Below are 22122 nucleotides of genomic sequence, written 5' to 3' on the forward strand. Positions count from 1 at the left end.
ACTTTCCATCATGCGATAAAAAGTATTATCAGGTATTAGCTCACGTTTCCGCGAGTTATCCCAGTCTTATAGGTAGGTTGCCCACGTGTTACTCACCCGTCCGCCGCTCGTTCCACAAGCGCACATCCCGAAGGATGTTTGCTTGCTTCCCGCGCTCGACTTGCATGTATTAGGCACGCCGCCAGCGTTCGTCCTGAGCCAAGATCAAACTCTCCAAAAAAGTTTGTATCTGATTAACACCAATTAATCAGACGAGTCTTAGCTTTTAGAAGTGTTACCTTCTATAGAAAGAAACTAGCGTTTCTTTTGTATAATAAATCATACTGGTTGTTTTGTTCAGTTTTCAAAGAGCAATTTCGTTAGCTGCGTTCTCAGCAGCAACTTTATTAATATAACATACCACCAACTTCTGTGTCAACAGTTTTTTTAATTTATTTTTAAACTGTTTTTAAGAAGTATTTTTGTGGCGGAATTACATTGTATAATTTCTAAAAGGAAAAGTCAACAAGTTTTTTATTGTATTATAAAATAGGCGTTTCTTAATTAAAATGTACTGTTAGAAAACCACTTATAGCAATTCTACAAGAAAGATCACAGAAGGTTACTAACGAAAAGCAAGCTTTACTGAAACAAAGATGATGCAACCTGGACTAAGCAAAAAATTGTTCAACATTACGCATTTCTTTTACAGGACCATCATTTTTACTAATTAATCAGCCCTTGTTGAAAAGCATAGTTTGTCAGCTGCACTCGATTATCTAAATGAAGTTTACTTAATATATTTTTCAGGTGGCTTTTAACCGTATGTTCTGAAATAAAAAGGGTCTCTGAAATTTCCCTATTGGATAATCCTTTAGCTACCAATTGCAATACTTCTAATTCCCTAGAAGATAAAGGTGTATTCTCTTTCGTTACTGCTTTACTTTGCGGAAATTCCTTTAAAATTTGAAAGGCAATCTCTTTAGACATCGGGACTTCATCTGAAGCAAAGGCTCTTAAATGGTCAACCCATGCGTCTGATTGAATATTTTTTAATAAATAGCCTTGAGCCCCTTTCTTTAATGCATCGAACAAATCAGTGATATCATCTGATACGGTGATCATCACAATCTTTACGTAAGGGAATATCAGTTTGATTCTTTTTGTAGCTTCTAGTCCGTCCATTACTGGCATTTGAATATCCATTAGAATAATGTCAGGCATTAATTCTTCCGTAAGATTTATCGCTTCTTGCCCATTCCTTCCTTCTCCTAAGATAACAAAGTCTTCATGTTCTTCTAAAATTTCCCGTATTGCTTCCCTTGCATGCGCGTGATCATCAACGATTAGTATTCGAAAGGGTTGCATCTACTTGCCCTCCTTTATTATTTCAATAATGGTTTCATTATCTACTTGCTTCATAGAAAATTCCCATTCCATATCTCTGGCCCTGTCTTTAATAATTTGAAGTCCATAGCCTTTACTAGATTGGATTGCTTCATTTGTGAATCCAATTCCTTGATCCTTAATTTGGCATAACCACCCATTATCTATTTCCCTAGCATGAATCCATACTTCATTTGTCTTTGCATGCTTAATAACATTCATAACGGCTTCTTTTATACAGGCAAATAGCTCTACTTTCTCTTTTGGTAATAACGTACTTTCTTTTATTTTCCAGTCTAATTGAACATCTATTAAATGATGATTCTTCAGTTCTGCTACAAACTGATAAATCGTTTCTGTCCAGCTAAATGCATCTTCATTGGGTAAGTATTTCAAGTTTGTAATCGCTTGACGAGTATCTTCGTGAACGTGCTGTAACGTTTGCCTCATTTTTTGAAAATCTGCATCATGTTCCAGATGATTCTTTCTCCCGAATTTATTCATTTTTACAGATAATAGAAATATAGATTGGGCAATTCCGTCATGGAGTTCCCTTGCTAGCTTTTCTCTTTCAATAAGTGCAGCTTTCTTAGCCTTTGCCAACCTTAGCTCTTCTTGCATCCTTTCTAATATAGAAAACAAATGCCGTAAAAAGATGAGTGTAACGATAAAGACTAATATAGGAGAAAGAAAGTTCCCCATCTCCATTGAAATGTACGAAAGGAGAAATTCATGGCGAATATATTCCCATATGGCGATTGTAAGGGTTGGAATAAATAAAATAAGCCATTTAATTTGTTTATATTTCAAGTCTTCACCACTTTTCCGAATATGAAATGTGTCTATATTTTATCATTAACTCAAACCTTTTCAGTAAATTTGTTTAAAAATCACTCTTTAGAGGTATTATGGAATATTTACTATAGAATTATAATGTTTTTACGATAACCATATTTAGGATACGGTTGCCGAGACATGTAAGGGAGGAATTATTTTGAAACATATATTTATCGTAGCAATAACAGCCATACTAGTAACAGGTTTTTCTACTAGTGCATTTGCCCACTCACATTTTCATGGATCAAGTCCAGCAGACGGTGACGTTGTAACGGATCCACCCCATGAAATTATTCTTGAATTTAATGGTCAAATCGAACAAGGTAGCTTTATAGATGTAACGACGACAGAGGGAGAAGCTGTTGAAATACAAGATATCATTATTGGTGAGGGTACATTAACAGGTACTTTCGCTGAGCCGCCAGTAAATGATGAATATCACGTAACTTGGAGTATTATTAGTGCAGATGGTCATCCATTAGAAGGAGAGTTCTCATTTACGGTCGACGCCGAAGTTCCTGAGTCTGTGGAAGAGGGAGAATCAGCTAAAACAGAAACTATCGAAGAGGAAGATACGGAAGAACCATCAGTAATAGAAACTGTTGAGAATGAAGAATCAATGGAATCTGCTGAGCAACCGACTGAAGATGCTGAAGAGGAAGGATCATCTTCTGTACTTGTCATTGTAATTGTTGCTTTAGTTGCCATTGTAGTCGTTGGTATCTTCTTACTTTCTAAAAGAAGGAAATAATTAATGGACATATTAGTGATTATTAGCCAGGCGCTTTTATACGTATGCTTTTCAATTTTAGCAGGGAGTTTTCTCCTTCTACTCATCCCAAGCAACTATCGACCCGATGTAAAAATCCCAAAGTATCTCTTACTTATTAGTACTATTCTGCTACCAATTTTTGCTTTCGCTCCTGTTCTCGATATAACATTATTTATTACTCCACGCCTAGGTTTATTCGAATCATTAACAATTGTTTTAACCACCTATACAGTCGGTAATGCATGGTGCTTCACCCTTATCTGTTCTGTTCTGTTAATATTCGTAATTGCCTTGACGAGGTCTAATGAACAGCGTATGTCAGCTTTTATAGGGATCGTACTAACATTTGGGTTAATTTTAACCGTTGCTTGGTCAAGCCATGCCGGCGCTATGATTCCACTTAAAGGAATAATAAACCACTTTATCCATTTAACAGCGATCAGCATTTGGGTTGGTGTTGTACTTGTTGTTGGTTGGTGTGCGATCAATCATAATAATTGGCTTCCATTTTTAAGCTGGTTTTCAAAAGTTGCTATTGGATGTTTAACTGCTACAGCCATTAGTGGTGTGCTATTAACGAATGTATTGGTGGATGGGTATATCGATTCTTGGACGGTTTCGTATGGACAAGGTTTATTAGTCAAACACTTATTCCTAATACCACTTATTTTTTATGCTCTATTTAATGGTTTAATCGTGAAATATCTTATATCAAGAGATGATACATTCAATCCAATTCCTTGGATTCGTCTAGAAGGCTTCATTCTATTTACCATTTTTACGATTACAGCTATTTTCACACAACAATCGCCACCTCATGGCAGTAATGTAACGAATGATGCAGTTTCACCTTTATTCCGTCTATTTCACGATGGCATCATCGATTCTGGTAGTACACTTGACTTTGTTGTGAACATAAACATCGTATTTTTCTTTTTCCTATTCCTACTATTACTAGGATTGATTATATTATCGATTTATAAAAAAGCATCGATTATTATCCCTTTTTTATTGAGTTGCTTCATGGTCGTAAGTATATACGTCATGTTAATGATATCTGTGGTGATTCGTTAAGATTTTGTTGAACTGGGTTAAAACGACGTGTAGAAGATTATAAGCCTAATTCCTTTACTATAGATATAGTAAGGAATTAGGCTTTTTTATGTGATTTACTTTGTAGGTGGAGTAGTTGAAACATCTCCTCAGTTGCGCAAAAAGTGAATCACACCCTTGTGCACAAAACCTCATCCTATAAAATCCCATAATTAATAATTCAAACTTTGTTCAATGTTTCACAATAAATTATTCGAAGTACATGATATAATGTAATAGTAATTCAAACTATCTATAACATAAGCGTTTAAATATGTGAATTACTTCACTAATATAAACACGCTAAAAGGAGAGATAACTTATGAAAGCAGTAGTAGTTAATCCAAAAGGTAAAGCTAACATAGAGGTTATTGAAAAGGAATTACGACCATTAAAATCAGGTGAAGCATTAGTAGATGTAGAATATTGTGGCGTATGCCATACGGATCTACACGTAGCTGCAGGTGACTTTGGTAAAGTTGACGGTCGTATCCTTGGTCATGAAGGTATTGGTGTTGTTTCTAAAGTAGCAGCTGACGTTACTAACTTAAAAATAGGTGATAGAGTTAGTATTGCATGGATGTTCCAAGCCTGCGGTAGATGCGAGTATTGCACTACAGGCAGAGAAACATTTTGCCGTAACGTTAAGAATGCTGGTTATAGTGTTGATGGGGGAATGGCTGAACAATGCATCGTAACTGCCGATTACGCAGTTAAAGTACCTGATGGACTAGATCCAGCACAAGCCAGTAGTATCACATGTGCTGGGGTTACTACTTATAAAGCAATCAAAGTTTCCGATGTTAAGGCTGGTCAATGGATTGTAATCTATGGTTGTGGTGGATTAGGAAACCTTGCTATCCAATATGCTAAACATGTTTTTAATGCGAAAGTTATCGCAGTAGATATTAATGATGATAAATTATCACTAGCCAAAGAAATAGGTGCAGATATGACAATCAACCCGATTACACAAGGGGATGCTGATGAGATTATTCAAGAGCAGGTCGGCGGGGCATATGCCGCAGTCGTAACAGCAGTTTCTAAAACAGCATTTAATTCAGCGGTTGATGCAGTGCGCGCTTGTGGTAAGGTAGTTGCAGTTGGTTTACCATCAGAAACAATGGATTTAAATATTCCAAGACTAGTACTTGATGGTATTGAAGTCGTTGGATCATTAGTTGGTACACGTAAAGACTTAGAGGAAGCATTCCATTTTGGTGCAGAAGGAAAGGTAGTGCCAGTTGTGCAAACTCGCTGCTTGCATGACGTACAAGATATATTCGAAGAGATGGAACAAGGAAAGATTCAAGGTCGTATGGTAATTGATTTTAAACAGCACAAGTGTAATCACTAGAATTCGCACGTACTGGTAGTTTGATGGTACACCGAAAACTTCCTTTTTGAGAGGACCTCTCCCTACACTGGAAGCGGTCCTTTTGGTGTACTACTCGTATTTATTCGTTATAATTTATTTAAAATTTCTCTAATAAATGCTGGCTCGTCCTTCGGTGTACGGGAAGTGATGATGTTTCCGTCTACAACAACTTCTTCGTCAGAAAAGGTAGCTCCAGCATTTTTCACATCATCACGTATACCAATAAAGGATGTTGAATTTTTCCCTTTCAGGATACCCGCACTAATCATTACTTGAGGACCATGACAAATCCCTGCAATAACCTTGCCTTTTTCATTTGCTTGTTTAACGAAATCGATTACCTCATCATTTACACGCAGTGCCTCTGGAGCAGACCCACCAGGAATAATAACTGCATTGTATTCTGAAACACTAACCTCATTTATGGAAATATCAGAAACATAAGATACCGTTCCCTTTTTCCCTTTCAGCTCTACTCCTTTTTCTAACCCAACAATAACCGTGTTGTGACCAGCTTCATTCATCGCCTCATAAGGATTCTTCATTTCAGAGTCTTCATAACCATCAGCAAGTAAAAAGCATACATTTGCCATCTACATTTCCACTCCTTTAACACTTGATTTAACTTAAAGTTTAAAATATTTAACAGAACATTTCAATTAAATCGATATATTGTTCAGCGTTTGCTTAGATGGGAGATACTTACTAAAAATGGATACAAGACTCTATTTCTTTACTTGATAACACTTGTCAAAAACGATTGTGCCGATCTTGGCAATAATCGAAAGAATAACCCTCTATATTTAATATCAGCAAGACCTGCAATGAAAAGAATCATAGCGATGAATAGTAAAGTAGGCCTCTTCACCTTTATAGATATTTTGTTCATATGATCTCCTCCAGTTTCTAAGTGCTCTTCATTCCCTTTCTTTTATCTTACATCTAGTTTTATGTTTCTGTCTAATTGATGTAATAAATGTTGAATTTATTTAAACTTGAATTTAAAAGACTAGTAACTATCGCTAGTATGTGTAAAGAACAATCTCACTTCCACTACATATATGTCACGTATTAGTTGTTCTAACATTGAAGGAAATTGAACAAACGCACTTTCGATATGCAATCTTTCTGCATTCTTATGAACATCTTTCCTAATCGGACCGAAGTTTATCACAGGTGCCTATAGCTGTGCCATATCAGAAAATGGAATTTCGTACGAATCTACCCATTGGTGTATTATATTCTTGGGAGCTAATGGAGAATAGTAGGGATTATATTTTCTATCCGGAGACCATAACATCTCCTTTGTTAAGTCTTTATAAAGGTATGTTTATAAGATTTAACAAGGAACTTATTTGTGATACGGTTCACCGTACCGGTTTGTAGGGTAAACTAATATTATTTCCTGAATTAAAAAGACGAGGTACAACCACTAAATTGTCTATAACGGTCTACCTCGTCTTATTATTGTTCTAATAATGTCCCCATTTTGTCCCTATTTTTGTCCCCATTATCGGATTAGTATTTAAATATTAATGAAATTAAATCCAATAATGTCCCATTTTGTCCCTATTTTAGGGTGAATAAATATATTTTGTTCCCGCTCCTCTTCCTATAACTTTAACACCATCGGGTTCCAATTCCTGTATTAAACGTTGTACTTGTTTACGGTTCATCCCCGTTAACTGTCTTATTTCCTTGTTCGTTAAACTTCGGTCTGTTTTTAAAATAGATAGAATACGGATCTTAACTGCTTCTTTATCCAAACTTTGTTGCCGTTCATATTTCATTTCACCTTTTAACATTTCATAGGCATTACGTGAAAGAGTAAAGTATCTCCCTTTTCCACGACCAATGGATTCTAGTAAGTTAAATTCATTATGCATCCTGCTAAGTAGTTCACGTGCCTGGTCAATACTTCTTTGTGAGACATCCGCAGCTATTGAAGTATCAATTTCTTCATGTCTTATTAAATATTGCAAAATAAGCAAGTAGTCAACATCAATATGATGATTTTCTTTTGTCATTTGATCAATTAAGCTTTTAAAGTTTTTATTCAAAGGTGAAGAAATAAAGGTAAGCTCAATGTTACTGCCAACTTCCCTATAAATAGGTGGCTCTTTACCTTCAACTAGTAAAGACCGAAAGATTCTTGATACACCTAAGTTTGAACGATTTACTAATTTTAATCTATCTAACAAATCCATTAAGTGATTATTCCTCGCTACCGGAGGATGATGGAGTATATTTTGAGGTGTAATACCACCAACAAATTCTCCTGGGTTAGTTAATATTAGCTTGTCCCTAAATTGCTTCAGCATAATTGTACCAATCATTCGATAATCTCGATGACCAAATGCATTAAGTAACGACTCCCTTAGTGCTATTGTTGGATATGTGCTAAATTCCGGATGCACAAGTCCAGATTCAACAGTTACCATTGGATTATCAACAGCAATATATCGTTCCAATTCGTACAGGGCAACTGGTATAGCATGGGTTCCGTCATCCCTGTGAGAATAATCTGTATCACTAATCATCTTTCTATAAGACCATCTATGCTGTGGTATAAACTTGGAAATAGCCTCAGGTTTCCCAATAAGCAACAGAGAACCTTTTGTAAGATAATTATCCTTTAAAGCTCCGATTGATCTTAATAAATCCTCATCAGATAATGATAAAAGACCTCCATCAACCCTTTCTCTAGACATAATTTCACGTACTCTTTCCATTGCTGAATGTGAGAAAAGGCTTTTCCAATCTTCATGGATAATTTCAGCTGTATAATCCATTTGAGATGAAGTATCCATCATTTTACGCCTTAATGAACCTGTATATGGAATACAATCCTTGCCTTGTCTTATTGTCGCTGAGCCATCTGTTGTAGTGTAGGGTGGCATTCCTGGATACACATTCATTAACAGTAAGCGCTTGGATCCCTCTGGCACTTCCATATCCTCAAATACTGGTGTTAGATGCGGGTCTGTCTTTTCATAAATCCTTTTTTGAAGTATCGTGGTATCCAAATCTTGCGGAACGCCTAATATTGAATTAGATCTCCCTTTAACTTTATCCGCAACACCAAATACAACACTTCCTCCACCACCATTAGCCATACAAACAGCCATTTTCAGCATCAATTTAATGTTGTCATCAAAACTCCTTGTAATCCATTGCTTAAAATCTAATTGTTGTGATTCTAGGTCATCAGCAATATTTGTTTCTAACTTATCTAATAGACGATAAATTTCCTCTTTGGATATCATGTGATGCACCTTCCCAACAAACAATTATTTTAAAAATGATAATTCCCTCAAACAAACCTTGTCTTCTACACTTATATACTACTCACCATAACTTTATTTCCCTATTCATTAATAACTTCTCCCGAAAAGCCTTGTTCCAATAAAAATTCTAATTCAATAATAATGTTTTCTATTTCCTCAATATTTAGTGTTTCATCATCCATTACCTCTGCACTTGAATGATTTATTGGATTGTGATTTCTTAAATCGTGGGCCTTCTCTATTAAATCTTCAATATTAGTAATCTCCTGATTGAATTTTATTCTTTTATAACTTTTTATTATCGGGCCTTGTTTATAATACATTTTGTAATTAGGTTTGCCTTTTCCAGTCTGTTCGATACCCTTAAAATGCATTAAAAGTGCAGTAACCCTGTCAAAATATGATTTATAATATGAAAATGACTCTAATATATCGTTACTATTCTTGTAATGTCGGTACATAAAATATATATACCAGACTTTTAAATCATTATTAAAATCGTAATGATCCTCAAGAATTAGGTTTATGTAACCGTTGTTTCCTTCCTCAATTAGTGATTCTACAAAGGAGTTCTTACAATACATGTTAATGTATTTATAAATATTAGGTTCATATTCAGCAAGTTTATTTAAGAGATCCTGGTGCTGGAAATTCCTCAATATCAAATAATTTATAATCATAGCAATGTCAAATGAATCTAAATTATCATTTCGAAATATCTCGTTCAAGAAAAACCTTATCAAATCCCCATCAGATGTGTTTAATATCATATTAATTAGATTTTTAGTATCATACTTAATTATCTTGTAATCCCGTCTTAACAACCTTTTTAATTTACTAATGAGTTCTGCATCATTAAATATTCCTTTTCTATAGTAAATTAAATATCGAAATACCTCATCAGAAGAATACTGTACACCAGATATGGAAAAAACCTCATCTTTTATTTCTTTATACCTATCGTGGTTATGTGACCTTTCCCTAGCAATGTCATACAATTTATCTACAAAGACTTTCATGTTATTTTCATCAAACATGCTCGATATATCTATATCTTGCTCATTAACGTAGTGGTTATATAAGGCAGCACTTAGTTCTTCGCTTATATCTTCAGATACTCCGTAGTTACTTTTTTGTTCATTTAAATTCAGGCCAATCTCCCTATAATTATGAATAACAAAGTTTTTTATAATTGAAACAGCTTCGTTTAATAAGTCATCGCTTGTGTTAAAGAATATAAAGAGATCATCAACATACCTTATAATTTGAAAGTCCTCTATTTCATGTAAATTACCTAAAAATCCTTCTAGTTTACTATCAAACAAATCCAAGTAGACATTTGTTGCTAAAAATGATAGTGAACATGATTTTTCTATAGTGGGATACTTTCCGTTTCCAATGGATTGCAGCAATCTTTTATAGACCAATGCCGTCCTCGAATCTATAATAGTAGATTTTTTATTTATGAGATCGAATAAGATGTTAATATCTAAACTATCGAAGAAATTAGTAACATCTAACTTATAGTAATACTGGAATCGTTGAGAACTCTCATTAATATCAGCATAATAACGCTCATAGCTCTTTTTGTAATGAAAATCTAGTTCCTGTATATTTCCTGCATAGTAACACCTTGTTGTATTAGAGTCTTTAGTGTAGGCCTTGCATACATGATACCCTATACATTCCATATAAACGTATATTATTGGAGATACTAATTTAGAATTTCGAAATGAGCTGTTATTCTTTTGAATATAATGTTTTGGAAAATCAAAAACTAGTTTATTCTTAAAAAGAGCGCCATTATGAATAAACTTATAAAAGAACTCTTCACTTTTAATTAACTCCTTTTCATCATCAGTTAAAATAGAAAAAGGATACAATTGTAGATATTTGTTTAGAGATTGCTTACTTTGTTTAAAAATCCCTTCACAGACATTATTCCAGGTATCGTACTCCATGTTAATCATTAATTACCTCTCCCTAGAACGTTACATATATTATTAATCATCTTTTCTCTCGGAGGGACTTGAGCCCGCTTCATTAGAGACTTTAATACAAGGATTGGTATTCTGTAGAGGAATTTAACTCTTAAATTTTTTGTAATAGAATTTTTATCCGATTTTGAAAAGAATTCAGTCTATTACTTTAATTATTTTCCTTCCATGAATCAGGAATTAATGCTTGTCCTCTCCATCTTTCTATTATTGCATTTTGAAATTTATCATTTGCTATATCCGCATGGTCAGTGATTATTATTTGAAACTTATGATCTAACATTTCCACAACATCCATAATTAAATCAAACATTTTATTCACTGCTTCTCGATCGTCATCCTTTAAATTATCAATTGATCCTTGTAATAATGTGTCTTTATCCCTCGGATAATAGACTTGCGTTGGCTGGTCAAGGAATAAAAATCTAGGAACTGGTCGTTCGTGCTCCGTCAAATATGAATGTAGCGCTAGATGAGCAATAAGGTGGTAACCTACCCAATTTTCCCCACTCCCCATACGATAGAGTGGTATGGGTCTATCTTCTCTATCTACAACCACAGTTGTATCTTTAAGATTTAATCGTACAGGATCTCCACTATGTTCTAGCCCTAGTTCTTCAGCCCATCTTGTCATCTTATAACCAATTCTATTTAGAATAGAATTAAGGTGTTCATCTTTTTTATCTGTATCAAGCTCTTTTTCAAGCTCCTCAATGTTTGTTTTTAGACTCTCAACTCGAGACTGTAGTTGAGTAATATTATCTTCTTTATCTACACTTTCAAGCCAAAGACTAATTCTTCCAACAACTTTACCTCTACGAATATTTATATCTTTATGTTCTTTAGCAGCTTTCCTTTCCTCATATAAGCCGTCAATTAATTGATTAAATTTATTTATATTCTCATATATTTGATCTCGATGCTCTATTAAGTTATTAATATACTCTACTAACCTTGGTCGTTCTTTTGAGGTCATCTCTAAATTTGATTTTACCTTAGCCAATGAATTATTTATTTCAATAACTGTTGGTATTGATGTCTCTAAAGTACTAGAACAAATTGGACATTTAGAATGGTCAGAATTACTATTAGAATACAAACCAATAGATTCTAAACGCAATTCTTGATGATGAACTTCATTAGTATAACCATTAACATCATATTGGAAAGTCTTTGCCGCATTTATTTGATCCGTGATCTCATTATATTCATTTTGAAGTCTTCTAAGATTAGTTTGGTATTCGCTTAGTTTATCAGATCCAGGAATACTTAAATCATCGCCAGAATCCCAATGAACTATCCCGCTTAATAACGCTATTATTTTGCCTAATTCTGATGGGTAATCTGTCATCTTAATTAGACCTACTTGTTCTGCCTCTGCTAATAATGCTGTGCCCTTTGTTGCTGTATCTCCTTTAATATTTTCAACTTCATTCAATTTTCTCTTTGCCTTTTTCAATTCTCTTTTCAAACGAGTCAATTTTTGTTCTATTACTAATCTGTCTTCCTGTATTGCCCCTAAAAAATAAGGTAAGGTATCTTTAATTGATTGATTTATAAATCCATCTGTAGATCGGTGAAATAAGATACGTTTACTTGCTATCTCATCTTGTTGTTGAAAACATAAGAAAAGCGCATGCTTTATATTAGCCTCTAAGGCATCTCTAGTTTGTCCTTCCGGTGGTTGATGTAAATTTGGTGAAATCCCTACCTTTTGTGTTAAATACTCAACTAATGATTCTGCATTAGTATTTGGATTAGGTGGAACTGCAGGACTTGATACATTTTCTCCAACTTCTATATATACATCACCTGAGGTTTGTTGGTTAACAGGGTTTTTTCGAGCAATAAAGATCTTCTCTGTATTTAATTCTAATAGTACTCCAAACCATGATACTGTTTCACGAATAATTCCCTCGGGAACGCCACAAGTCCCTCTTCCCATACAGTACTCTACGATATCAATTAAAGCTGATTTGCCTGTACCTGAACCTCCAGTAATAATATTTACTTTCCCTTTATTAAAAGGAACGGTTCTTTTATCACCTTTTTTACTATATAAAACAATCTCAGTAATCTGCAATTTAAGGTTTCACTCCCCACATTGTATAAATGGTTGACGTTGTACCGGAATTTGAGAACCATTTACCAACTACTTCTGCTTTTTTAAATATATCTGCTATTTCCCCATAATTGTGTCCTTCGATTTTTTTACGTCTATAAGAAGGTATTATTACGCCTCCCCCGGAGTCAATTTCCAAAGCATTTTGACAAACCAAAAACTGTACAGCCTCTCTTGTTATAGGTACAAGTTGCTTAGCCCGATTAGCAAATCCAATTCTTAGATCTTGGTTTTCCTGTAACCATGTGTGCATTTTATTCTTACTTCGAGGATTAATTTTATCTCTAGTCTCTCGATGTAATGCAATTGGTAATATTAAATATAACAGTGAATATTCGAATGTTTCCTCAGTTCTTTTCTGATACTCTTTAATACATCGACGAATAACCTCTCCACAGAAAGCAGGATTTAATAAATTGGCTACTTCATCTGGACGTTTCTCCCATGGAATCATAAGGTTTCCTCCATAGTTTTATTCAACAAATAATCTAATCTTTCGTAGAATTGACTATGCCATCCAACCCGTAATTGATTCGATAACATATGATAACTACCTCTTTCTATATAGGGCTCATCGCAGTTAGGGCGTATTGGGAAAATGTTATTTTCATCTATCCAATTAAACAGTTTCCTTCCCTCTTTTTGTAAAATATTTTCTGAAGTATCATCTTCAACGTTTTCCTTCATGATTTCAAATTTCCGTTCCCATTCATCTATAAGTCGTTCCTCATACTTGTCAAGTTCATCAATCATTAACAATTCATCTCTAACCCATTTGGATCGCTGATGAAAGGCTCTATAATAATCGCTTATAGCCTTTTCAATACGTTTATTTCCGACTGCTACCAACCTAAGTTGTTCTATAAAAATCTTATCTTTTTCATCCAACTCATCCTCCTGAGGAGCTACTAGATCCAAAAAGTCAATTGGTAAGTTATCGCGTTGAAATTGTTCCTGAAGGTCGTTTATATGATCTTGGATTTCCCTAAATGTTATTGGATGTCTAGATTCAATCATTAGATGTTTAATAACCTTATCAAACCAAATACCTTCTAACCGCTCAAACAGAGCACTTATGACTTCGGGGCGAGTGGTAAGTCGTAATTCATAAAATATTTTTTCTTTTGTTTCAATGATATTCTCACTAAAATCCAATATATAAGTATTGTTTAATAATGCCTTTTGTTGTTGTTCTGTTAACTGCAAAAACTTTTCATATGCTTTGCTGTTATTATTACTTTCTGAATTTCTTGCTGTATGTATTAATATTTCTAAGGCTTGATTAACATTCCTTTTCTTTGAATCATAGGTTAGTAAACTAGCAGCAGAGCCTGTAGAAGCAACTTCATTTGTTATAAGAGAAAATGTTGTTGATTGTGTGTCGACCACCCCATCGAGAACAGCCTCGCTCCAGACTCTTAAAGTTTTCCATATGTCACTACTAGCATCTGTCAATGATCCTTTTCTTCGATGATGTTTCATTTGAATTAACTCTGTAGGAGAACCATTTTGATCAAATGAAATATCATCTAGTTTTTCAATGAATATTTGTGAATTATAATCCTTTGGCCTTAATAGCAAAAGTAAAGCATATCTTACTTGATAGAAATAGCCTAAGGCCTGAGCATGAGCTGAAAATTTATTTCCCACAGTAAACCCTCCCCCAAGGTTTTCCCCCAATTTAATAGGTAATTAAATTCATTTTTTGTAATCTATATATAAATATTTCACTCTGGCACATACATCTTCTGCAACGGCAACAAAGCCCTTACATCATTAGGCATATTCTCATACCACTTCACAACCAAATCAACTAATTCTTCTAAATCTACCAATCTTACAGCGTTATGTTTAGCAACCGCTTCAGCTTGTGAAGTAAATCCACCTGTAGATACAAATAAACTATTAGCATCTATAGGATTAGCACCTAGCAATTGTTGAATTTCGGGTGCACCAGCTGATGATTTTCGATGTTTTACCTGTACCTTTATAATAGGCTTTTCAAATCCAAAGGCATCTTTATATGCTAAAACATCAACGCCTCCATCTGGGCCTTTAGGACTTACTTGAACATTATATTCCATTGCACGGAGAAGCCCCCCTACTAGTTCTTGCATTTGCCATGGATCAAGTTTGTCCACTTTATCTTGTATCATTACAGTTGCCTTACTCACCAGATCTTCAATGATTTCATCCTCTTCCGCATCATCTATAGGTTCGGGGCTGGAAAATGGATGTTCTATTAAATTTTCAATTTCATTCCCCCACTCATCTACACGAAATACTGTTAAAACTGACCCTAGGCTATTTTTTGCAGCCTGTGATAATGAGTCTCTTTCAACAGTAATTTCCTCCCAGTCCACTTTAATGTTATTTGGATAGGCTGGATCACCTACAGAATCATCATAAAAATGCGGCTCCAAAACAGTTCCAACCATATATTCCCGCTTTTCCCTAAAGTAAGTTATTACTCGATCGCCTTTTTTAATTTCTCTACTAAAGCGCCATACCTGGCTAACCCAGCTAATCCTGGAATTAGGTTTACTTTCTGCAAAAACAGTATTTGCCTTAGCTGTCATTTCATCCTTAGTCCTATACTGTTTTGGATTTCCCAATTTTGGCCACCCTATCGATGCAATACCCTTATCCTTCCATACCGGAATTAACTCATTATGATCTCCTGCGCGAATCATCCACCATTTTGTCATATGTACTTCCCCCTAATATAAAAATTGCCCTATATCACAATAATTAATAAATCATGATGCTAGGGCAATGTTGTTATGAAATCTTTGGGTCAGTTATTTCCACCCAGTCATTAAGTGTTTTCTTTTTTCGGTTGAATCTAAAACAATTATACATGTTTCCCAATTAACCTTACCAACATTTACATGATAACGTAATTCAAAGGGTTGATGGGTAGGCACTGAATCTATTTTACGTTGAGCTTCTTGAACATCATTAAGCGCCATGTCTACCCATACATCTTGTAAAACATCAGGAATTTGACCAAATAGTCCATGGATGCTCTCTAATCGAGAAGAAAGAATCGAATGAACCCTATCTTCAACAGATCCTTTATAAAGCATATTGTATATAAAAACCTTATCCTATACGTTGAAACGTCCCTTTACGCTGTTCAAGACGGATAGGGTTCCGAGGTAAGTCTAAGTTAATCAATGTTCCAAGAGTTTGAAGGTTTAATCCTTCGCTTGCAACATCTGTTCCAAATAAGACTTTTAATTCACGTCTTTTGACCATCGCTTGAAAATTTAGAGGTCAGGGGCTCAAGTATTAACTTCAGTATACAAAAAAACTAGACGCTACTATTAGGTTTTTGTATTACAAAGAATAAAATTCAATAGTGTTTATGACGAAGATACTTTAACAACTAACCTAATTTAAAATTAAATATTCAATTTCACAATAATATCATTTATATTTTCTTCAATTTCATCCAAAGAAATTATATACCATTCTTTCGGATTTTCAATTTTCCCATTTGCTGTTGGAACAGAAATTTGTAATTGCTTATCTGCAAATATATGATGCATGGCTGTTTCTAATTTTCGACCACTAAAGTTTTGAACTTCCCATGTTGCGACAATTTTCACAGGTGCATAAAGATAAGTGGCTTCATTTTCGGCATTACTAATACGTTTTTCAACACTCCCACTAGCAAAACCAATCTTATAAAGATTTTGATACTTTGATATTTCAAGATTAGAGCTAAGTGATTTTACTACATAAATATAACCAGTAGTCAGATATTCAGCAGCTCTTTCTTCAACAGTAGTTTCTCCCATAACATCACTCATTACTTCCGTTACCATTCTACCATGACGAGTATTATCAAAGAGATTGGATGCAAATGATCTAAGTAAAATGCCTTTGTTTTCAGTTCCGTTTTCATAAATAAGATGAAGCTTCGCGTTACGATAACCATTTTTATCTATATAATAATCACCTACGGATAGAACATAAAGTAGAATTCCATTATCAATATAGAATTTACCTGGTATAATATTTTTTTCAGTATCTACAGGTATTATTTTTCGAGTGCCATTTGCAATTTCTTTTTGAACAAGTTTAAATAGAGGCTCATATCGTTCGAAATGGCTAGCACGTTTCCGAACACTATACTTATCAGCAGCATTAATTGTTCTCTTATATCTAGACAAATCAAGTAGTGAATCAACCTTATCTTTTTTCTCAAAAAGTGTGTCATCATTAAGAATATCATCAAGAGATTCAGGATTTTTTATCGGGTTTTCTAAAATTGTATTCTGGCTATCAAGCAAGTTAAGTTCATCAATCTCAGCAAGCTTCTTTATCATTTCTGGCTTGTCACGGTAGCCTTTAAGTCTTGAAAATAACTTTCTTTCAGTCATATCACGAGATTTTTCTGGTTCTTTTCCATCATGGTTTTTTATCCATTCGATAATCTCTTGAAATTTCTCAAATTCTGGGTCAATTCGCTTAACTTGTTTCTTAGGAGTTTCAGCTATTAGTTCCTCAAAAATTGGGTCTGAAAAAATATCATCAAGATTAAGCTTGTCCATCTTGTCTTTCTCTCCTTAATTGTTCTAATCGTAGTAAAGCATAAGCTAATCTTTGCTCATACAAGTCTGAACTAGACTTATCTGGAATTCTACCATTTTCATTTTTAAATTGAACTATTTGAGAATACAGCATAACTAATTCATCTTCAGTAAATGTGAATTTTATACCGTCCATATAATCTTGAATAAATCGTAAAGTAGGTGCATCAATTTCCTTAGAAATAACCTCATAAGCACGCTGGAAAGGATTCACTTCATCAATCAAATCAATGGCAATTTCATCAATATTTATAAACTTATTCGCCATTCTAAGAAATTGATTTCCGCCTGTTCCATCTTCACGTTCCGCCGACTGAATGACAGCTTTTGCAACTAAGTGCTGACGAACTTCCTCAGTCTCATCATTTGACAAATCAGGATAGGTAGTCATTATCACACGAGGTATAAGTTGTTTATTAATCACTTTTGCATCAACGCCAGCAGCAATAGCTTGCTGAATTTGACTGTCTTGTAAAATAGTTGCTTTCAAATCATTCAAATCATTTCGAATAATATCTTTTGAACGCTCAGTACTTGGCTCTTTTAAGCCTTTGATGAAAATATCTGTTCCTTTTGATTTTTGGTGATCATTATCTTTACGTTTAAAGTTAAAGTTTGGGGCTAATACAGATTCCATTAAAAGACTTGCAGTGATTGCCTTCATGACATTATTAACCGCAAACATGACCTCATCATCCTGAGCATCTGGTAGAGCAATTAAATTTGTAAATTGTGCATGAGCTTTATTTGAACTATCACGAGTGACGCGCCCAATAATTTGCACAACTTCAGTTAATGAATTACGATACCCAATTGTTAAAGCATATTCCGCGAAAGGCCAGTCAAATCCCTCTTTTGCCATACCAAGCGCAATAATAATATCCAAGTCATCAAGTTCAGACATATTTCGGATATATTCTTGTGCTTTTCCGCGTCCAACATTTTCCCGGCCTTCCACACCATCCTCAGTCACTAAGTCTGCTACTTTTAAAATATTCCCCGATGGCTCGGTTATTAAATAGATACCAGTTTCAGAATCAAATTGTACCTCCCCAAGTTCATCAAGAATACGATCAACCTCATCATATTTCGCTTTTGTTGATTCACCAGAATTTGGACTTGGAATATGAATAATAGTCTTTTTCGTAGTATCTAAAACTTCTGAAAGTGCATCAGTATAGCGACCTTGATAGAAGCTATAGCCCATCGCAAAACTCTTTAAATATTTATAACCTTCTAGTTGTTCATAATAAGTATAAGTTACCTTATCAAATTTTTGCTCGTCAGCATGCTCTAGAATTGGGACTGAATCACCACGGAAGTAAGAGCCAGTCATTGCCATAATATGAGCAGTAGAGTTTCCCATAATATTACGTAACGCATTTCCTAAAACAGAATTATCATCTTGCGAAACATGATGAAACTCATCAATAGCAAGTAAAACATTATCAAAGTCTGAATCATTCAATTGCTCAAAAGCAAAACGTAAAGTCGCATGAGTGCAAACCATGATATTATCTTCAGGGTTCGTTGATCGAATAAAATCAACAAACTGTGACACTTTACTTTTACTTGTTCCACGATCCGTGAGATTGTTTTTGGGATCAATAACCCAATCAGAAAAGAATCCAAACTTTATCAGGTCTGTTGTTTTGAAGGATTTTCCAATTGAACGTTCTGGAACTGCAATAATTGCCTTTTTTATACCTTGATTTATAAGCTTATCCAAAGCCACAAACATTAAAGCTCTTGATTTACCTGATGCAGGGGGAGCTTTAACTAATAGATATTGTGAGGCACGTTTCTCATAGACACGTGCCTGCATCTCACGCATACCTAATGCATTTATATTTTGGCTTTGTCCAGTACCATTATAATTAATTTCAAAAATATTGGATGTCATTTTCTCTCCTCACTTACCATTTCTTGATAAAGTTTCAACAATACACTTAAACGTTCCTCATCGGACTTGAAAGGTTCTTGTTTATAGGCGCGTTCCACAATGCCATCAATTTTTTCATGTGCTTCGCGTAATCTTACGTTCATTGGTTTATTCGCACCTCCATAAAGCTCAGCAAGAGTACCTCCTTCTTCTTCACGGATATCCAACATTTCAAAAACGGCTTCTTCAAGCACATTTTTACGATTTGTTGAAAGTTTAGGTATTGGGAAAGTATTGTAAACCATACCTGCTGAATAACGAAACCGAGTTTCTAATTTACCACCAATTGATCGAAGCCAAGTCATATGCATGCGAGATTCTAGGATGCCAAGGAGCCAGATTGGGGCGCCGTAGACAGCCATCGCAGAGTCTGCAACTATTGATCGATCTGTGAAATATCCCATCGGCACATATTCACGAGACTCTGATGATGTCCGTGGGATTAGTATATAATCTTTCTCTTCATGTCTGCATTCCCCGAAGCGATAAGGATATTTCGATAACTCTTGAGTGGAAGTTCTTTTACTATTCTGGCGATACTTCTTTACAGCAGTTGTTCTTTTTATTATTAATTGGTTATCTGCGTGCTTTTCATAGTCCTTTTTGGTCATCCATAAAGCATATCTATAACTACCATCTATAAATTCTTTCCCACCAATGAATTTTTTGATAACTTTTCTCAAATCAGGGTATTTATCAATAACATCAAAATACTCATCAATACTAAAAATCAGATTTCCATTATCATTCGCCATACTTCCAAAAACAACTATAGGTATATCAGATATAGGGCTACTCTTTTCTGAAACTAGAATATTTTCACCATCTACCAAGTAAGCATTTATACTTTTTACAGTTCTAGCAATCTCAGTTTCATCAAATAAGTATTTAAACTCACTTTTCCCAATTGGACACATGCCAATAATTGCAACTGTAACACCCGCATTATTGCTTGCACTGTTAGCCCATTTAAATGAAGTATAAGCAAAATTTATTTCTACATTGTATTTAAAAATTTCATTCCAAAGTACAGCAACCTGCTGGCCTTGGTTAATAGAGTTAGTTGTGACGAATGCAAGTTTTGCATTGGCTTGGTGAATAAATTTAGCCCCTTTGATAAACCAACCAGATATATAATCTAATTGTCGATGGTTAGGAACATCTAAAAACAAAGCGTCTAGTTCTTGCTTTTGATTTTCAGTTTGCCGTTTACTACCAATATAAGGGGGGTTACCCATAATATACACTTCATCATTTACCTCATGTGTGACAACTTCATTCCAATCCAAGAGTAAGGCATTACCGTGTACAATATTCCCTGATTCTTGAAGTGGAAGTATTCTAGGTTGATAGTCTGCTAGAGATTCAATCATTTCTACATTCATTTGATGTTCAGCAATATAAAGAGAAAGTTTAGCCACCTCATGTGCAAAATCATCAAGCTCAATGCCTGAGAATTGATTTAACTTAATCTTAGATTGCTTAAGAAATTCTCCCTGATAAACATTCTTTTCCTTTAAAGCGTCCTGGATTTCACGGATTTTAACAAGGATCTGGATTTCAAGTCTGCGAAGTTCTTTGTAAGTAATAATCAAAAAGTTACCAGATCCACAGGCAGGGTCTAAGAACTTAATTTTACTCATTCGCTCAAGCAATCTATTAAGATCTTTAATAATGTTTCGTTGTTGTTCTCGTCTTTGTTTTTCGGTGATTTCACGTTCTAAGTAATCATCTGCACGGTCAGAAAGTCTTTGGTACTCCGCTTGAAGTTCGTCCAAAAATAGAGGTTTAATTACTTTCAAGATATTTGGTACGCTAGTATAGTGCATACCTGAAACTTGGCGTTCTTCTTTGTTTGCAACAGTTTGAATCATTGCCCCCAAAATATCCGGGTTGATTTCATTCCAGTTAAGCAATTCGCCTGCTTCGATAAGTAGTTTTCGAGTTAAAGTGCTGAAATATAAGTCATGATGTGGTTCTTTGAAAAGTTTACCATTAACATATGGGAACTTGAACTTTTTCAACCATTCAGGTGTATTATTTCTTTGGTTTTCAGGCACATCTAAAATTAAAAACAATTCTTTGATGACTGAATTTAGATTGCTTCCATCTTTTTCAGTTCTTGTTTTAAGGACATTAGTAAAAGAGCCCTTAGTGATAATTTCTGTATCTTCACAGAAGTATAAGAAAAGTGAACGAATTAGAAAGAGGTTAAAGGATTTGCCGTCAGCTTCTTTTTTTGCAAGCTCGGTATTGATTTTAACCAATTCATCATAAAGTTTTGTGAAACGCTCAGCAGCTTTAATATCTGCTGGGTTTTCTTTTTGGTAATCTACTTTCTCAATCCCATTCCATGCAAGGAAAAACTCTGCATTAGTTGGTAAATCTTCAAAGTTAATGGCAAGTGAATCGTTTGTTTTTGTATCTTTTGCATAAAGCATTTCAAAATCAGTTGTGATAATATAGCGAGGCTTTTGATTTTGAGATACAATTTCCTGCTCCATTTTATCAATAGCTTGTAGTGGATTGTTTTCAACTTTACGATAACGAACTTTATTTCGTATCAAAAAATCTCCTTCACTCGATTTTGCACGTGTGATACTAGTTTTAGGAATATCAAATAGCCCTAAAAACTCTTCAATAAAAGTCTCTTCATGTAAATTTTCAATTATTGTTCTAACTTTATCTTCAATTTCTGTGATAGATAATAAATATTTCTTTGACATTTG

General features: G+C 34.5%; 18 protein-coding genes and 1 rRNA gene. 3 read left to right on the forward strand and 16 right to left on the reverse strand.

Annotated features, from left to right (window positions below; all coding sequences use genetic code 11):
* The 3 genes from D8M05_RS10560 to D8M05_RS10570 form a co-directional block, all read right to left on the reverse strand.
* Window positions 1-220: ribosomal RNA gene (locus tag D8M05_RS10560) — 16S ribosomal RNA — on the reverse strand; the annotation flags it as partial.
* 485 nt (window positions 221-705) lie between these two features.
* Window positions 706-1347: a response regulator gene (locus D8M05_RS10565; protein WP_121131575.1), complete on the reverse strand. Its 642-nt coding sequence runs from the start codon at window positions 1345-1347 to the stop codon at window positions 706-708.
* Window positions 1348-2175 (reverse strand): sensor histidine kinase, encoded by an 828-nt coding sequence (locus D8M05_RS10570; protein WP_121131577.1) that lies wholly within the window; start codon window positions 2173-2175, stop codon window positions 1348-1350.
* Between the two features lie 184 nt (window positions 2176-2359).
* Between D8M05_RS10570 and D8M05_RS10575 the strand changes: the two genes are divergently transcribed.
* From D8M05_RS10575 to adhP, 3 genes are all read left to right on the forward strand, one after another.
* The gene (locus D8M05_RS10575) at window positions 2360-2953 is read left to right on the forward strand and encodes a copper resistance CopC family protein (protein ID WP_183072768.1); all 594 of its coding nucleotides are present in this window, start codon (window positions 2360-2362) and stop codon (window positions 2951-2953) included.
* Window positions 2954-2956: 3 nt separating this feature from the next.
* Entirely contained in the window at window positions 2957-4048 is a 1092-nt protein-coding gene (locus tag D8M05_RS10580) for a copper resistance D family protein (protein ID WP_121131581.1), read from the forward strand.
* A 340-nt stretch (window positions 4049-4388) separates the two neighbouring features.
* Window positions 4389-5423 (forward strand): alcohol dehydrogenase AdhP, encoded by a 1035-nt coding sequence (gene adhP, locus D8M05_RS10585; RefSeq protein WP_121131583.1) that lies wholly within the window; start codon window positions 4389-4391, stop codon window positions 5421-5423.
* A 107-nt stretch (window positions 5424-5530) separates the two neighbouring features.
* Here adhP and D8M05_RS10590 read toward each other — a convergent pair whose 3' ends face one another.
* From D8M05_RS10590 to D8M05_RS10640, 13 genes are all read right to left on the reverse strand, one after another.
* Window positions 5531-6037 carry a type 1 glutamine amidotransferase domain-containing protein gene (locus D8M05_RS10590; protein WP_121131585.1) on the reverse strand — a complete coding sequence of 169 codons (507 nt, stop codon included), beginning with the start codon at window positions 6035-6037 and terminating at the stop codon, window positions 5531-5533.
* A gap of 140 nt (window positions 6038-6177) precedes the next feature.
* Window positions 6178-6333 carry a hypothetical protein gene (locus D8M05_RS20200; protein WP_183072769.1) on the reverse strand — a complete coding sequence of 52 codons (156 nt, stop codon included), beginning with the start codon at window positions 6331-6333 and terminating at the stop codon, window positions 6178-6180.
* A gap of 685 nt (window positions 6334-7018) precedes the next feature.
* Window positions 7019-8710, reverse strand: a complete 1692-nt coding sequence (locus D8M05_RS10595) for an RNA-binding domain-containing protein (RefSeq protein ID WP_121131587.1) — start codon at window positions 8708-8710, stop codon at window positions 7019-7021.
* Window positions 8711-8811: 101 nt separating this feature from the next.
* A complete protein-coding gene (locus tag D8M05_RS10600) occupies window positions 8812-10701 on the reverse strand; it encodes an AbiA family abortive infection protein (RefSeq protein WP_121131589.1) in 1890 nt (629 codons plus the stop codon).
* A 178-nt stretch (window positions 10702-10879) separates the two neighbouring features.
* Complete coding sequence (locus D8M05_RS10605; RefSeq protein ID WP_121131590.1) at window positions 10880-12811, reverse strand: DUF3732 domain-containing protein; 1932 nt, start codon at window positions 12809-12811, stop codon at window positions 10880-10882.
* 1 nt (window position 12812) lies between these two features.
* Window positions 12813-13304 carry a three component ABC system middle component gene (locus D8M05_RS10610; RefSeq protein ID WP_121131592.1) on the reverse strand — a complete coding sequence of 164 codons (492 nt, stop codon included), beginning with the start codon at window positions 13302-13304 and terminating at the stop codon, window positions 12813-12815.
* On the reverse strand, window positions 13301-14500 hold the full coding sequence (locus D8M05_RS10615; protein WP_121131594.1) for an ABC-three component system protein: 1200 nt from the start codon (window positions 14498-14500) through the stop codon (window positions 13301-13303). The genes D8M05_RS10610 and D8M05_RS10615 overlap by 4 nt, the downstream gene beginning before the upstream one ends.
* Before the next feature lie 77 nt (window positions 14501-14577).
* Window positions 14578-15558, reverse strand: coding sequence for a restriction endonuclease (locus D8M05_RS10620; protein WP_121131596.1), 981 nt, complete (start codon window positions 15556-15558; stop codon window positions 14578-14580).
* A gap of 93 nt (window positions 15559-15651) precedes the next feature.
* Window positions 15652-15939 (reverse strand): hypothetical protein, encoded by a 288-nt coding sequence (locus D8M05_RS20400; protein ID WP_220667581.1) that lies wholly within the window; start codon window positions 15937-15939, stop codon window positions 15652-15654.
* Between the two features lie 16 nt (window positions 15940-15955).
* Window positions 15956-16111, reverse strand: a complete 156-nt coding sequence (locus D8M05_RS20920; RefSeq protein WP_220667582.1) for a C-terminal helicase domain-containing protein — start codon at window positions 16109-16111, stop codon at window positions 15956-15958.
* 146 nt (window positions 16112-16257) lie between these two features.
* The gene (locus D8M05_RS10630; RefSeq protein WP_121131598.1) at window positions 16258-17412 is read right to left on the reverse strand and encodes a GIY-YIG nuclease family protein; all 1155 of its coding nucleotides are present in this window, start codon (window positions 17410-17412) and stop codon (window positions 16258-16260) included.
* Window positions 17399-19354 (reverse strand): DEAD/DEAH box helicase, encoded by a 1956-nt coding sequence (locus tag D8M05_RS10635; RefSeq protein WP_121131604.1) that lies wholly within the window; start codon window positions 19352-19354, stop codon window positions 17399-17401. The genes D8M05_RS10630 and D8M05_RS10635 overlap by 14 nt, the downstream gene beginning before the upstream one ends.
* A complete protein-coding gene (locus D8M05_RS10640) occupies window positions 19351-22119 on the reverse strand; it encodes a class I SAM-dependent DNA methyltransferase (protein WP_121131607.1) in 2769 nt (922 codons plus the stop codon). Before D8M05_RS10640 ends, D8M05_RS10635 begins: the two co-directional genes overlap by 4 nt.
* Window positions 22120-22122 lie beyond the last annotated feature (3 nt).

The organism is Oceanobacillus bengalensis, assembly GCF_003628445.1.
Taxonomy (GTDB): domain Bacteria; phylum Bacillota; class Bacilli; order Bacillales; family Amphibacillaceae; genus Oceanobacillus; species Oceanobacillus bengalensis.